The organism is Patescibacteria group bacterium, assembly GCA_041661505.1.
GTDB lineage: Bacteria > Patescibacteriota > Patescibacteriia > Patescibacteriales > JBAZCA01 > JBAZCA01.
The window spans coordinates 59,159-74,054 of record JBAZUF010000003.1; the positions used below are offsets into that span (position 1 = coordinate 59,159).

Genomic DNA, 14,896 nt, shown 5'->3' on the forward strand with positions numbered 1-14,896 from the left:
TGCCGGTTACTTGTGATACAATAGTAAAAGAAAGTTAAATTTATGGGGATATCTAATTTTTTTAAAAGTGAAAAAAAGACCAACCCCGGCCTTTCCGGACTGGAAAAGCCTGAACGTTCGAATAGTCCGGAAAATCCCGACAGAAGGGAAAAATTAATAACGCTGGCGGCGGCGGCATTATTTTCCGGGCTCTGGGCGGGAAAAAGGGTGCGTGATTTGTATAAGGCCGGAGAAACAAAAGAAACGCACCTGGATTTGGATAAAGACTACTCTGCGCCCGTTAAAAGAGAAACGCCAAAACCGCCCGCTAAAAAAACTCCTGCCGCAGAGATTGACAGGCCGCCCGCCAAAGAAAAAGACCCGGCCTTGCGAGTATGCAAAAACGCCGAACTATGGCTTCGGCAGATTGAGAATTCCCCGGTTTGGCCGAAAAATTTATTCACTCCGGATTTATTTTTAGCCCAGGAAATGCAAGAATCGAAATTCGGACGTTTCTTAAAAAGCCCCAAAGGCGCCGTCGGGGTAATGCAGAATATGGGCATATCAGTTAAAGATGTTTTAAGATATTTGGGAAAGCTCCAGAGGAATACCAAATTAAAATTTGAAGGATTGGAAGATTTAGACGGCGAAGTCCTGGAAAAAGCGATGGAGATAATTCACGGCGAAGAAAAATACAGCCGCGCTTTCGGAAAAATATTCATGGCGGCGCTCGGTGACGAAAAATACGGCTATGCGGCGGGCAAGGCAGAAGGCCGGCAGAGCGAAGAAGATCGGGCAACGGAAAAAAGGAAAAGGATTTTGGCCGCTTATAACGGCGGCCCGTCGCTAAAAGGCTTGGACGAGGATGCCTGGCCGGAAGAATCAAAAAAATACGCCTACAAGGTGCTAAATTACGAAGAAAGGATTAGAAATATCCGGGAGGCTTTGGCCGAAACCAATGTTATTAATCCTTATGATGATGAGACGGTAAAGTATTTTGCTTTGATGATGGATTTTTACAAAAGCCAAAAAGAGAAATATCGGTTTATCGGCCGAACCATTGAAAAGATAATGAAGTCGCCGGCCGCCAAAGGAAAACAAGCCCTAGGATTCAGGTAGATAAGAGAGATATTGGGCTAAAAATTTTTATTGCGGGCAAAAAAATGCCGCCTTTTGGCGGAGTTTTTATTTGGGTGGAAATATGATACAATTAGGGGAGAAAAAAGGCTTAATCGGCCTTGATTTATCATTATCTTCAAAGCAATATGGCTTACGATTTAATATCAATTGGAGGGGCTACCGAGGACATAACTTTTTACACCTCCGAAGGCGTGTTAATGGACAATAAAAAGGATGTCTTAAGGCAGAAGCTAATCTGCTTTGAATACGGAGCTAAAATTAAGGTGGATCGCTCGCATACGACCTTTGGCGGCGGGGCGGCTAACGTCGCGGTGGCCGGCGCTAGGCTGGGGCTAAAGACGGCTCTTATCGCTTGCGTTGGCAATGACAGCCGGGGAGAAGAGATAAAAAAGAATTTGGCCGGCCAAAACGTGGATACCAGCCTAATGGAAACAACCGAAAAAAAGGAAACCGGCTTTTCCTTTCTCTTAACCGGGCCGGGAAACGAGCACGTGGTTTTTTCCAATCGGGCCTCAAACGACGAGCTTTCGATTAATAAAGACCATCTAACCGCGCTGGAAGAAGCTAAGTGGATTTATATTACCTCGCTGTCCGGGGAGTGGAAGCCGGTACTGGATAGCGTATTTATGGCCGGCCGGCCGAAGATCGCCTGGAATCCCGGCCACCGGCAGCTTTTAGAGGGTTGCGCGGCAATAGCGGAATATTTGAAAAAAGTTGAAGTTTTGATTTTAAACAAAGACGAGGCTATTGAACTGGTTAAATCGAATAAAGGTTATGCCAAAAAAGATAATGAGTTTTTAAACGATATCAGGAACCTCTTGAAAGTTATGATTTCACTGGGGCCGAAGATAGTCGTAATAACGAACGGCCGGCATGGGGCTTATGCCCAGGACGAAAAAAAATCATATTTTCAAAAAATTTTTAAAGAGGCAATCAGGCTGAATACTACCGGAGTGGGGGACGCTTTTGGGTCGTCTTTTATCGCCGGATTGCAAATCTATAAAGGAAATATAAAAAAGGCAATGCTTTTAGGCGTAAAGAATACGGCTTCGGTGGTCGCTCATTACGGCGCCCAAACCGGATTATTAACTAGAAAAGAAATTATATGAGAATTCCAATAGAAGTATCTGCCAGACACCTGCACTTATCGCCCAAGGACCTGGAAAAACTTTTTGGCCGAGGCTACAAGTTAAAGAAATTGCATGCCTTGTCCCAAAAGGGCGAATTCGCGGCCAGGGAAGAGGTAAAGATAGCCGGAAAAAAAACTAATTTGGGAGTAAGAATCGTCGGCCCGGCGAGAAGCAAGACGCAATTGGAAATTTCCGCTTCCGACGCCCACCGGCTGGGAATCTATCCGGCGGTTAGGCTGTCCGGCGATATAGAAAACACCCCGGGCTTTGAACTTATCGGCCCTAAAGGCAAAGCAGAAGTTAATAGAGGCATGATTATCGCCAAAAGACACCTCCATTTAAACCCGGCTGACGCCAAGAAATTGAGGCTCGGCCACCGGCATGTAATAAAAGTTAAGACCGAAGGCGAGCGGGAGGTGATTTTTGATAAAGTGGTCGTCAGGGTCGGCAAAAATTTTAAGCTCTCTTTGCATATTGATACCGACGAGGCTAACGCCGCCGGTCTTTGGAAGAAAAAAAATTACGGAAGATGGCTGCGGAGCTGATGAAATAAAAAGATGGCGTTTTATTTAGATTTACGATGAGTTAACAATTTTTATGCCGAATATTCTAGTCATCAACTCCGGCTCGACTTCAATAAAGTTCAAGGTCTTTGGCGATAAGGGAGAAAGCTTTAAAGAAGGGAGCATCGATAATGTTACCGATTACGATAAGGCGATAAAAAATATTTTAAGGCAGATCGGCGACTTTCGGGATATCGCCGGCATCGGCCACCGGGTAGTTCACGGAGGGGAGAAATTTTTCGAGCCAACGGTGATTAATGATAAGGTTATATCTGAATTGGAGAAAATTAGCGAGCTGGCCCCGCTTCATAATCCTTATAACCTGGCCGGGGTAAAGGCGGCTATTAATTTTTTACCGGATATTCCCGAGGCGGCGGTTTTTGATACCGGTTTTTACCGCGATTTGCCGGAAACGGCAAGTTTTTACGCCCTGCCTAAACAGCTGTCGCTGCGCTATAAAATCAGGCGCTATGGTTTTCATGGCATATCCCATGAGCTGGCCGGAATGGAAGGCGCGAAAAAGCTGGGTTTGGATTTTAAAAAAGCCAATCTTATAACCTGCCATTTGGGCGGCGGCTGGTCGGTAACGGCGATTAAAAACGGCAAAGCCGTTGATACTTCCATGGGCTTTACGCCAATGGAAGGGCTTATGATGATGACCCGTTCGGGCGATATTGATCCGGGAATTATTTTTCTATTGATGAAGCATCGCGAGCTTTTGGATGAAACCGACGATAAGGGAAGAATTATTATGGATTTTTCCCATTCCCAAGAAAACGCCGTTAACGTGCATGAAGAGGATTTAATGGCCCGCCGGGTAGAAAATATTTTAAACCAAGAGTCGGGGATTAAGGGCCTCACTGAAGGGATTTCCGACTATAAAGAACTTCTAAAAGCAGTCTCCCTTGGAAAAGAATCGGCAAAAACAGCCTTTGACATGGCGATTCGCCGTCTGGTAAAATACATTGGCTCTTATTACGCCATCCTAGAAGGCAATTTGGATGGGATAATATTTACCGGCCGGATCGGCGCCGGCAACCCTATGACAAGAAACTCGGTTATGCGCAAGCTAAAATTCCTAAAATGCCCGGGCATACCGATAGAGCCGAATGAAGAAAAGCTTATTGCCGATAAAGTCCGCGAATTATTAAAAATTTAAATCACATAAGCTTATGAGTTCAAAAACGAAAATTTTATTAGCCATTCTGGTAATTGCGCTAGCCGCCGGTTCAAGGCTCATAGACCACCCGTTTAACTTTACGCCGATTGCCGCGATGAGCATTTTTGCCGGCTGTTATTTTCATAAGCGCTGGGGCGTGCTTTTGCCCCTGCTCGCCATGGTATTAAGCGACTACATTATCGGATTTTACCACTGGCCGGTTATGATTTCGGTTTATCTCGGCGTCGCCCTATCGTATTATATCGGCTGGCAATTGGCCAGAAATAAAAAATGGCCGGGAGTATTGGGAGCCAGCGTTTTTTCCTCGGTATTATTTTTTCTTTTGACCAATTTTTCAGTCTGGGCTTTTTTTAACTGGTACCCCCACACCTTAACCGGGCTCTTGAACTGCTTTACCCTGGCCTTGCCTTTTTTCAGAAACAGCCTGGCGGGAGATTTAACTTATACTCTAATATTCTTCGGGGCGTTTGAAGCGGTGCTTTGGGCGGCCAGAGTCAATAAGAAAGCGCAATTGGCGGAGAATTCTTAAATTACCTATGGGACTTCGCATTTTAAGGGAAGTTTATAAGAGGAAGACCATAGTCAAGTTTATTTTTTCCGGCGGGACAGCGGCCTTTACTGACTTGGCGCTCTTATATGCTTTAACGAGCGTATTCGGAATCTGGTACCTTATATCGGCCATGATAGCTTTTGTCGTGGCTTTTTTTGTAAGTTTTTTTCTGCAGAAATTTTGGACCTTCCGGGATGGCGACAAAAAGAAAATGTACCGCCAGATGACTAAATATTTTATTGTTGGCGTCTTCAATCTGGGCATCAATACGATAGGCATGTATTTGACCGTGGATATTTTCCGCGTCTTTTATCTATTTGCCCAGGTGATAGTTAGCGCTTTTGTCGCCATAGAAAGCTTTTTAATCTATAAGCATTTTATTTTTCGAAAAGAAGGCGAATCATCCGCGGAAGAAAAAAAAGGACAGCGGATATTAATTGCCACCGGGCTTTATCCGCCGGACTTCCGCGGACCGGCGACGCTACTGGAGTCTTTGCCCGAAGCCTTGCGCGGCAAGGGATACGAGGTGAAAGTGCTTACCTATTCTGACGCGAAGGAGGTTGAGGGGGAAGCCGGATTAGTTTACCGGATTAACCGGAATCGAAACGGGTTTTTTAGGAGGGCCGCGTATTTGATTAAATTATGGCGGTTGTCCGACTGGGCTGATTTGGTCTACGCGACCGATGTTTACGGCGTTGGCTATCTGGTTAATTTTGTCTGCCATATCCAGAGGAAAAAGTATCTTATCCGCTTTACCGGCGACAGCGCCTGGGAAACCGCTTTGTTAAAAGGCGAAACCCAGGATTATATCAGTGATTTTCAAACTAAAAAATACGGGAGCCGAACCGAAAAATTAAAGGAAAGGAGAAAGAAAATAATGCTTGGCGCCGCGAAAATTATCGTTGACTGCCGGTTTATGGCCGATATCGCAAAAATTATCGGAGTCGGCGCCGATCAGATTAAAGTGATTTACAATTCTTTAAACACCGATAAATTTAAGGAAAGCCAGGCAAGGATAGAGGAAATCAAAAAACAATTCGGTTCAAATTCCCGGTTAATTATCGCCATCGGCCAGCTAAATCCGTGGAAAGGGTTTGACGGCATAATTAGGGTGATGCCCCGGGTCTTGGAAAGGTTCGGGCCGGACGCTAAGCTTTTGATCCTGGGTGAAGGGCCGGAAAAGGAGAAATTAAATGAGCTCGCCAAAGAAAAAGGCGTTTCGAAAAATGTTTTTTTCTTGGGAAAGATCGCGCATTCGGACATTATTAATTATCTTAAAGCCGGTGATTTATTTATCCTAAATTCCAATTACGAAGGCTGTTCGCATTTAATCCTTGAGGCCATGCACGCCGGATCGCCGATAATCGCTTCCCGGTCAGGCGGCAATCCTGAACTAATAGGCGGGGAAAAAGAGGGACTCTTAGTAAATTACAATAATGAAGAAGAAATTTTCAGAGCCTTATGCGAAATTCTTGGTAATAAGGAAAAAGCGGGCCTTTTAGCCCTGAATGCCAAAAATAAATCCGCGGAGTATCAATGGGAAAGGGTAGTAGGCGATACTATATGCGCATTCAAGGAGGCCTTATGAATAAAATAATTTTGATCAATCCGCCCTTTAATATCGCTAAAGACAATTATGACAGCTCGGTTTCGGTCGGGCTTTTATCCATCGCCACGTACCTTGATAGCCGGGAGTATGGCGTTAAAATAATTGACGGAGTAAGGCAGAAAAATTATTTTGCCGAAATCGAAAAATTAGCGCCGGACTGCGAATATTTCGGATTATCGGTTATGACCATGCAGATTCCGGAAGCTTTGAAGATTTCCCAAAGGATAAAAGAATTAAATCCCAAAGCTAAAATCATCTGGGGCGGAGCCCACCCGACTTTTTTTACGAAAGAGACGGCAAGCCATCCTTTGGTTGACTTGGCGGTTTTTGGTGAAGGGGAAAAAACAGTCGAAGAAGTGCTCTCTGGCCGGGTATTAAAAGAAATTAGCGGATTGGCTTTTAAGGAAAACGGCGCAATAACCGTAAATACGGCGCGAGAATTAACCGATCCTCGCGAAATGCCTTTATTTAACTGGGATTTAGTTGCCGGCGAAGTGCTCGAAAATTTGTATCTCATTCCATCCTTAACTTCAAGGGGCTGTCCGCACCAATGCACGTTTTGCATAAACGCGATTTTAAAAAATCGCTTTAGGCCCCGGTCTTCAGAACAAGTAATCCGCGACTTAGAAATTATCCAGGCGAAGAGCTATTTTAAAAATAAGAAAATAAGGTTTTGGGACGAGAATTTTTTCGTGGATATAAATCGGGCCAAATCGATCGTGGACGGGATGATTTCCCGGAGGCTTATTATACCCTGGGAAACGACGGTCCGGGCTAACTATCTTCGCGCCGGAATGATTGACGGCGAATTTATGGCCCGCATAAAGAAATCCGGCTGTTATCTTTTGTCTTTTGGCGCCGAGTCGGGGAGCCCGGCAATTTTAAAAAAAATAAAGAAAGGAATTACGCCGGAAGAAATTATTAATTCGGCCAAGATGTGCTTAAGGCATGATATTATTCCCCAGTATTCGTTTATGATCGGACTTCCCGGAGAAACTAAGAAAGACATGAAGATGACTCTTCGGCTGATAGACGAACTGTTATCTTTGAGCGATAAAGTGCAAATTCTCGGACCCCAGGCTTTCCGGCCATATCCCGGGTCTGAACTTTATTCCGAATGCGTTAAGTCCGGCTGGCGTTCGCCTGGCAGTCTGGAAGAGTGGGCCGAACTCGCGCGAAATGAATTAAGCTACCTGGCCGTTAAAAACTTTCCCTGGGTAAAGGACAAAAGCTATGTCGAATCAATGGAAGCTTATGTTCGTTTCGGCGCTCATAGCTTAAAAAGCTCCCTTGGTTCTTCGGTTAAGGCGGGTAAATGGCTAAAGCTCGGATTCGTTTTATTATGCAAACTGCGCTGGAAGCTGAAATTTTTTTATTTTCCCGTTGAATTCAAGCTGGCTAAATATTTTGTTGTTGGAAAATAATTTGAGCCTTAGACTGGACAGTAATGCAATCTCAATTAAGGAGCCTTAGCCTGTTATAGAGTAATCTTTATTAACCTTATGAAGATATTATCATTAAGCCTGGACAGTAATTATGCCAAACCTGATTCGCCGGTTTCTTTGCGGACCAAAGAATACGGGGCGCTGGCGGATCTTTACTGGGTTATTGCCCCGGGAGAAAGGGGCGCCAACCTGGAGCTAGGTGAAAAAGTTAAGGTAATTTTTTCGGGCGGGCATACGAAGCCAGTAAGGCTCGCGCGGATTTACCATATTGCCAGCCGGGTCATTAAGGAAAATAAATTCGATGTAATAACCGTGCAAGACGCATATTTTCTAGCCATGCTCGGCTGGGTTATTGCTAAAAGATTTGATCTGGGCCTGGAATTGCAAATCCACGGGTTTGAAAAATTTTTTGGACTAAGAAAAATTATTGCTAAGTTCGTTCTTCCTAAAGCCGATTCAATTAGAACTGTAAGCCAAAGGATGAAAAATTTTCTAATCAATAATTTTAATATCAAGGAAAAGGCAGTAACGGCTGTTCCGGTTTATTATGACGTAAAAAGGCCGGCCGTTCCCGAATTCAGGCATTCCGCGTCCGGCCAGCCGGATGGCGAAAAAGAAATTTTTGTATTTTTAACTGTTGCCAGGCTGGCGGCAGTTAAAAGGATTGATTCGCAGGTTATGGCACTGGCGCAAATTGTAAAAAAATTTCCCCAAGCCAGGTTATGGATTGCCGGTTCAGGTCCGGAGGAGAAAAGGCTTAAAGAACTGGCCCGGAAAACACAGCTTGAAAACTACGTCCAATTCTTCGGCTGGCAGGAGAATCCGGATGAATTTTATTCCCGGGCCGGCGCCTACCTCCTTACTTCGGATTCGGAAGGCTGGGGAATGTCGGTAATTGAGGCGGCGGCTTACGGACTGCCGATAATCATGACCGACGCCGGCTGCGCCGGAGAAATAATAATTAATGGAGAAAGCGGAATAGTAGTACCGGCCGGAAATACGCGTGAATTAATTAGAAGCATGGAATTGCTGATTAGTGATCCGGAGCTAAGGAAAAAACTCGGCCAAGGGGCAAAAGCGGCTTTAAAAAAATTAAAAACCAAGGAAGAAACTTTGAAGCTCTACAAAAAGAGCTGGGAGCGGGCAATAATAAAATAAAAAGCATTTATATCTTACGATATAACTTTCATTCGCTCGTCCCGCATCCCGCGGGGCTCGCTTATATCAATTATGAAAACTTTATCAATAGTCATTCCAGTTTATAATGAAGAAAATACGATTTTAAAAATTATCGGAGCTATTGAGTCAGTGGACCTGCGGGAGATTAACAAGCAATTAATTATCGTTGATGACAAATCAATTGACGGCACCAGGAAAATTCTGGAAGGAATAAAAGGAAAATACAAGGTAATTTTTAAGGAAGAGAATGGCGGAAAGGGAAGCGCCATCCGGACGGGTTTTAGGGAAGCCCAAGGCGACATAGTTCTAGTCCAGGATGCTGACCTGGAATATGATCCGGAAGAATATCCGAAGCTGATTTCTCCTATTTTAGACGGTAAAGCCGACGTAGTGTACGGTTCGAGGTTTATGGGAGGCGAGCCGCACCGGGTGCTTTATTTTTGGCATTCGGCCGCCAATAAACTGCTTACTCTTTTATGCAACATCTTCAGCGGCTTGAATTTAACTGACATGGAAACCGGCTATAAAGTTTTTACCCGGGAGGCGCTAGGAAAGTTAGCGCCCAGGCTTACCGCCAATCGTTTCGGCATTGAACCGGAAATGACCATCAAAATCGCCCGGTTAAAGCTTCGGGTTTATGAAGTGGGAATTTCTTACTCCGGCCGGACTTATGCCGAAGGAAAAAAAATAAATTGGAAAGACGGCTTTGCCGCCGTCTGGCATATAATCAAATACGGGATCATTTCTTAATATATGAAGCTTTTAGTAATAACCCAAAAGGTGGATATTAATGACGATCTTTTAGGCTTCTTTCATAAGTGGCTGGAAGAGCTGGCGGCGCGCTGGGAGAAGCTAACCGTAATCACCCTTGGCCAGGGAGAGACGAAACTGCCGGCTAATGTCCGGGTCTTAAGCCTGGGAAAGGAAAAAGGGGCGCCCAGAATGTTTAGAAAATCCATTTACACATGGAATTTTTTTAAGCTGATTATAAGGGAACGGAAAAATTATGACGCGGTTTTTGTCCACATGAACCAGGAATACGTAATCCTCGGCGGCCTTCTTTGGAAATTGTGGAATAAAAAAATCGGCTTTTGGTACGTCCATAAAAAAGTGAGCTTTAAACTGCGGCTGGCCGAAAAGCTGGCGGATTATATTTTTACCGCTTCCGAAGAAGGCTTTAGGCTGGGGTCAAAAAAAGTTTTGATCACTGGCCATGGTATTAATACGGAACAGTTTAGTCCGGCAAAAGCGGAAAGAAAACCAGAGGGCGCCTTTAAAATAATTTACGTCGGACGCATCAGCCCGATAAAAAATCAAAAGTTATTGGTCGAGGCTTTGGATATATTGGTGAATAAAAAAGGCATCACTGATTCGCGGATTAAATTTATCGGCGCGCCGGTTTATCCTGAAGATGAAGCTTACTTAGGACAATTGAAAGAAGCGGTTAGGAGGGATAAGCTGGAAGGGTGCGTGGACTTCATCGGCAGCGTCCCATACCGGGAAATCTCTAAATATTATGCCGAGGCCGATTTGGCCGTAAATTTATGCCCAACCGGCGGGATGGACAAGGCGGTTTTGGAAGCTATGGCCGCCGGGCTGCCGGTCATTGCCTATAATAAAGCTTTTGTTTCTTTGTTTGGACAATATGCCGGTCTAATGGTATTGGAAAATGACGACAAGATAGAGCTGGCAAAAAAAATAACGGCCCTGAAAATTCTGCCTTTAGGCGAGAAGATAGTTTTGTCGGAGCGCTTAATATCTATAGTAAAGGAGAGATACAGTTTGGGAAATTTGATTGAAAAGATAACCAAAAAATTCCAAAGCCGCGAATAATGATTGTATGGCAAAAAAAGTTGCGTTAATCTCTTTGTACGCCGGGAGCGCCCGGGGCATACCGCCCCTGGGGTCTTTGTATTTGGCGACAGCTTTAAAAAAAAAGGGAATAGGCGCAAAAATTTTCCATGCTGACGCCGGACAGCTCGAAGAACTAATTTCAAAAATCAGGAGCTATTGTCCGGATTTGGCTGGTATGTCGGTTTTTACCGGCCATTTAAATAAAAAGTATGTCCAATTGTCGAAAGAACTAAAAAAGGAAGGATACCAAACCGTTTGGGGAAACGCCCACCCTTCGCTCTTGCCGAATGAAGTGTTAAAAGAAAACTACGTCGATTTTATTATAATCGGAGAAGGGGAAGAAGCCTTGGCCGAGCTGGCGGAAAGCCTTGACGCCAGGGACCAATTCGCCCGGATAAAAAATCTTGGCTACAAAGATGATTCAGGCGGAATCCATATCAATCCCCGGCGGGAATTTTCCGATATTGATGAATATTTAATTGATTGGTCCCTAATAAATCTGGAAGAGTACATAATTCCGTATTTTTCCGGCCGCTTCCAAAGGACTTTGGCGGTTGTAAGTTCCCGGGGCTGTCCGTATAATTGCCAGTTCTGCTACAACCTGGTTTTTAATAACCGGCGGTGGCGGGCCCATTCTCCGGAAAAAATTGCCGCTAACCTGGAGCCGATAATAAAGAAGTACGGGATTGAAGCTATCCGGTTTCTTGATGATAATTTTTTTGTTGACAAAGAAAGGGCTTTTAAGATCGTAGAGGCGCTCGGTCTTCCATTTTCCGCCGACTGCCGGGTGGAATACATAACTGAAGATTTTGTCAGCCGGCTGAAATCGGCCAAATGCCTTGAGCTTACTTTCGGTTTTGAATCCGGGTCAGACAGAATTTTAAAGGAAGTAATAAAAAAGGGAACTGGCACGGCGGAAATTATCCGGGCGGTAACGCTTTTGTCCGGCTCGGGGATAATTGCCTCGGCTGGAATAATTTTCGGAGCGCCGACCGAGACTAAAAGCGAATATCTGGAAACTTTGAATTTTATCATCCGGCTTCTGAAAATCAATCCTAATCTGGCTTTTACCTGCGGATGGTTTCTGCCTTATCCCGGAACCGGACTTTACGAAAAATCCAAGGAACTCGGGTTCCGGCCGCCCCAGAGCATTGAGGAGTGGGATAAGTTTGACCGCTGGAGGGATGATTACGAGATGGAGTGGGTTGGCTGGGACGCTAAAAGAGCGGTAAAATACTCAAGGCGGTTTGTTCATCTTCTGGCCCTGGCTTATAAAAGGAACATCCCGATTTTAAAATCGCTGTTAAAATGGAGGGCTGGCCGCGCTAATTTCAGTTTTCCGCTGGATATATATATATTTTCCCGCTTGAGGCAAATTTACCTTTTTGAAAGCGGTGAAAAAGCCCATAACCGGATTATCAAAAAAATTCTCAATTTCATTATTAAATCCGCCCGCGCGGCGAAAAAAATATGACCCGGGAAAAATTTTTATTTAAGCATTTAGGCGCGGGAAAAATTCTTGATATCGGCAATTTAGGCGGAGGAGCCAGAATCCATAAGGAGATTATCAGCCGTTTTCCCGGAGCGGAGGTTTATGGCCTTGATTCGCAAAGCGCCGGCGGGCTCGGTTTTAGTTTTCCCAATCAAGCGGCCGGGCGGGCGGAAGACCTTCCTTATCCGGATAACCACTTTGATTTTATATATTTAGGTGAAGTTTTGGAGCATAGCTGGGAGCCGAAGAAAATTACCGACGAGTGCTTTCGGGCTTTAAAGTTTGGGGGAGTATTGGTTCTTGATACCCCTAATATTTATGCTCTTTCCCGGATGCTCCGTTATTTTTTCACCGGCCGGGACATAATCCTTGGGGATCCGGACCACAAAATATTTTTTTCCCGAGCTATGCTTTCAAATCTTCTCGATAAATCCGGATTTGATGTCTTAGATCTTTTGAGTGATGGACTCTGCACAATTAAATGCCGGAATTTTCGATTGCCTGGAATTGGGCCGTTTAACTATATGGGCGAGCACCTTCTTTGCGCCTGCCGAAAGAAATAATTTTAAGAGTCGGCACAATAAATATAGTAGTAATATGGAAAGCCAAAATAATGATCATTGCGTGCGTGATGCCGGCAAAAAAACATCATACGCCAACAACTTTAATAAGTATTGCGACCCTAATCGCTGGGCCAGCTACTGGCACCAAATAAACAGCGTTTTAGGTTGTAGGGCGGAAAAAGTACTGGAAATCGGGATCGGCGACCGGGTGCTGGCCAACTACTTAAAAAGTAATACTAGCATTGATTATCATTCGGTTGACGTTTCACCGGATTTGTGTCCGGATATCGTTAACAGTATTGACGACCTTAAGGATATAGAGGATAATTTTTTTGATGTGGTTTGCGCTTTTGAAGTATTGGAACACCTGCCTTATGAGAAATTTAATAAAGCGCTGGGCGAACTTTACCGGGTGTCCAGCCGGCATGTCATTTTAAGCCTTCCTCACTGGGGCCGGCATTTTTCTTTTGATTTCCGCCTGCCTTTTATAAAAAGGATAAGATGGCAGATAAAGCTCCAAATATTCGGAAAAAAGCATAAATTCGACGGCCATCATTTTTGGGAGCTGGGGAAGAGGGGCTATAGCCTGAAGAGGGTAAAAAGTGAGCTAGTAAAGGCCGGTTTTAAAATTGAAAAAGATTATATTGCCTTTGAGTCGCCCTATCACCACTTTTTTATTTTGAAAAAATAATTTATGAGATTTTCTTTAGTAATACCCGCCTATAACGAATCATCCAGCCTGAATTCGGCGATTAGTCCGCTTATGGATGAAATCGAGAAAGTTGAGACTGATTTTGAAATAATTTTAGTGGACAACGGTTCGACCGATGATACCCGGGAACGGCTGGCCGGATTAGAGAAAATTTTCCCCCGGCTAAAAACTGTAAGGGTTTTTCCGAATCAGGGATATGGAAACGGAATCCTGGCCGGCCTGAAGTCGGCCCGGGGCGAGATTATCGGCTGGACTCACGCCGATAATCAGATAGCCCCGGCTGATATCGTCCGCGCTTACCAAAAAATGCTTAATGAAAATCTCCAATTATGCAAAGCAGTTCGAAAAGAAAGAGAATCCGGCTGGCGCCGGACACAAAGCCGGGCCTATAATTTTATCTTTCACCGGCTTTTTAAATCCGGCCTTCGCGATATTAATTCGCCCCCAAAGATTTTTTCGCGTTCGCTTTATGAAAAAATAAATTTATGCTCTTTAGGCTGGTTTATTGATCCGGAATTGGTAATCAAAGCCCTTCGCGAAGGGGCGAAAATCGGAGAAGTTGAAATTTCCTGGAAACCCCGAGAAGGAAGCCGGTCGAAGGTATCTTTGACCGCCTCTTTGGATTTTTTATTCAACATGATAAAGTACAGGCTCAACTTTGATTAGAAAAAATATGGAAACAGAAAAATCGCTTGATGTCTCGCAAATCCCGGTGGTAATTTTCTGCGGAGGGCGGGGCACCAGGCTAAAAGAAGAAACGGAAATAATTCCCAAACCGCTGGTTCGAGTCGGCGGCAAGCCGATTTTGTGGCATATAATGAAAATCTACTATGCCCAGGGTTTCCGTAAGTTCGTCCTCTTAATTGGCTATAAAGGAGAGCTGATTAAAGAATACTTTTGCCGCTATCATCTGCATCAATGCGATTTTACCATCCGCCCTAAGGACAAGCGGCGTGAAATTATTTACCACAGCCTTCCGGCTGAAGACTGGGAAATTAGCTTCATAGATACTGGAGCCGACACCCAGACCGGTGCCAGGCTAAAAGGCGCGGAAAAGCTTTTGAAAGGCCGGCTTTTTATGCTTACTTACGGCGACGGGGTGGCGGACGTTGATCTTTCCCGGCTTTTGAAAGTCCATAACCAGGAAAAGAAAATGATTACTATCACCGGAGTTTTTCCGCCCAGCCGTTTCGGAGAAATAATTATGGAAGGCAATTCGGTGGTTGGGTTTTGGGAGAAGCCGCAGGTGCAAAGCGGGTATATTAACGGCGGATTCTTTGCCGTTAACCCGGAGATTTTTGATCACCTGGCTGGCGACGATTCATTGAACTTTGAAAAAGACGTTTTGTCCCGGCTGGCCAAAGAAGGAAATATGGCTGCCTGCCCGCACAACGGCTATTGGCAGTGCATGGATACGGTCAGGGACATGGAGCTGTTAAATGAGGTATGGCAAAGCGGAGCGGCTCCCTGGAAGGTTTGGTAGATAATTTCTTGCCCCGC

At 44.7% G+C, this 14,896-nt stretch carries 15 protein-coding genes; all 15 read left to right on the forward strand.

Translation table 11 applies throughout. The features are described 5' to 3' along the window. Positions 1-42: 42 nt before the first annotated feature. Positions 43-1,098: a hypothetical protein gene (locus tag WC715_03810; GenBank protein ID MFA6171544.1), complete on the forward strand. Its 1,056-nt coding sequence runs from the start codon at positions 43-45 to the stop codon at positions 1,096-1,098. A gap of 146 nt (positions 1,099-1,244) precedes the next feature. Further along, the gene (locus tag WC715_03815) at positions 1,245-2,228 is read left to right on the forward strand and encodes a carbohydrate kinase family protein (protein MFA6171545.1); all 984 of its coding nucleotides are present in this window, start codon (positions 1,245-1,247) and stop codon (positions 2,226-2,228) included. After that, a complete protein-coding gene (gene pduL / locus WC715_03820) occupies positions 2,225-2,794 on the forward strand; it encodes a phosphate propanoyltransferase (GenBank protein MFA6171546.1) in 570 nt (189 codons plus the stop codon). The genes WC715_03815 and pduL overlap by 4 nt, the downstream gene beginning before the upstream one ends. Positions 2,795-2,846: 52 nt before the next feature. After that, positions 2,847-3,971: an acetate kinase gene (locus WC715_03825; protein MFA6171547.1), complete on the forward strand. Its 1,125-nt coding sequence runs from the start codon at positions 2,847-2,849 to the stop codon at positions 3,969-3,971. Positions 3,972-3,984: 13 nt separating this feature from the next. Further along, positions 3,985-4,521: a DUF6580 family putative transport protein gene (locus tag WC715_03830; protein ID MFA6171548.1), complete on the forward strand. Its 537-nt coding sequence runs from the start codon at positions 3,985-3,987 to the stop codon at positions 4,519-4,521. Between the two features lie 7 nt (positions 4,522-4,528). Beyond that, positions 4,529-6,130 (forward strand): glycosyltransferase, encoded by a 1,602-nt coding sequence (locus WC715_03835; GenBank protein MFA6171549.1) that lies wholly within the window; start codon positions 4,529-4,531, stop codon positions 6,128-6,130. Then, positions 6,106-7,575 carry a radical SAM protein gene (locus WC715_03840; GenBank protein ID MFA6171550.1) on the forward strand — a complete coding sequence of 490 codons (1,470 nt, stop codon included), beginning with the start codon at positions 6,106-6,108 and terminating at the stop codon, positions 7,573-7,575. Before WC715_03835 ends, WC715_03840 begins: the two co-directional genes overlap by 25 nt. Positions 7,576-7,653: 78 nt before the next feature. Next, entirely contained in the window at positions 7,654-8,754 is a 1,101-nt protein-coding gene (locus tag WC715_03845) for a glycosyltransferase family 4 protein (GenBank protein ID MFA6171551.1), read from the forward strand. Positions 8,755-8,826: 72 nt separating this feature from the next. Further along, positions 8,827-9,525, forward strand: coding sequence for a glycosyltransferase family 2 protein (locus tag WC715_03850; GenBank protein MFA6171552.1), 699 nt, complete (start codon positions 8,827-8,829; stop codon positions 9,523-9,525). A gap of 3 nt (positions 9,526-9,528) precedes the next feature. Continuing rightward, entirely contained in the window at positions 9,529-10,608 is a 1,080-nt protein-coding gene (locus tag WC715_03855; GenBank protein MFA6171553.1) for a glycosyltransferase family 4 protein, read from the forward strand. A 7-nt stretch (positions 10,609-10,615) separates the two neighbouring features. Continuing rightward, complete coding sequence (locus tag WC715_03860) at positions 10,616-12,103, forward strand: radical SAM protein (GenBank protein ID MFA6171554.1); 1,488 nt, start codon at positions 10,616-10,618, stop codon at positions 12,101-12,103. Continuing rightward, positions 12,100-12,684, forward strand: a complete 585-nt coding sequence (locus WC715_03865; protein ID MFA6171555.1) for a class I SAM-dependent methyltransferase — start codon at positions 12,100-12,102, stop codon at positions 12,682-12,684. Before WC715_03860 ends, WC715_03865 begins: the two co-directional genes overlap by 4 nt. A 34-nt stretch (positions 12,685-12,718) precedes the next feature. Further along, positions 12,719-13,375, forward strand: coding sequence for a class I SAM-dependent methyltransferase (locus tag WC715_03870; protein ID MFA6171556.1), 657 nt, complete (start codon positions 12,719-12,721; stop codon positions 13,373-13,375). 3 nt (positions 13,376-13,378) lie between these two features. Beyond that, positions 13,379-14,062 (forward strand): glycosyltransferase family 2 protein, encoded by a 684-nt coding sequence (locus WC715_03875; GenBank protein ID MFA6171557.1) that lies wholly within the window; start codon positions 13,379-13,381, stop codon positions 14,060-14,062. Between the two features lie 40 nt (positions 14,063-14,102). Next, positions 14,103-14,879, forward strand: a complete 777-nt coding sequence (rfbF, locus tag WC715_03880) for a glucose-1-phosphate cytidylyltransferase (protein MFA6171558.1) — start codon at positions 14,103-14,105, stop codon at positions 14,877-14,879. Positions 14,880-14,896 lie beyond the last annotated feature (17 nt).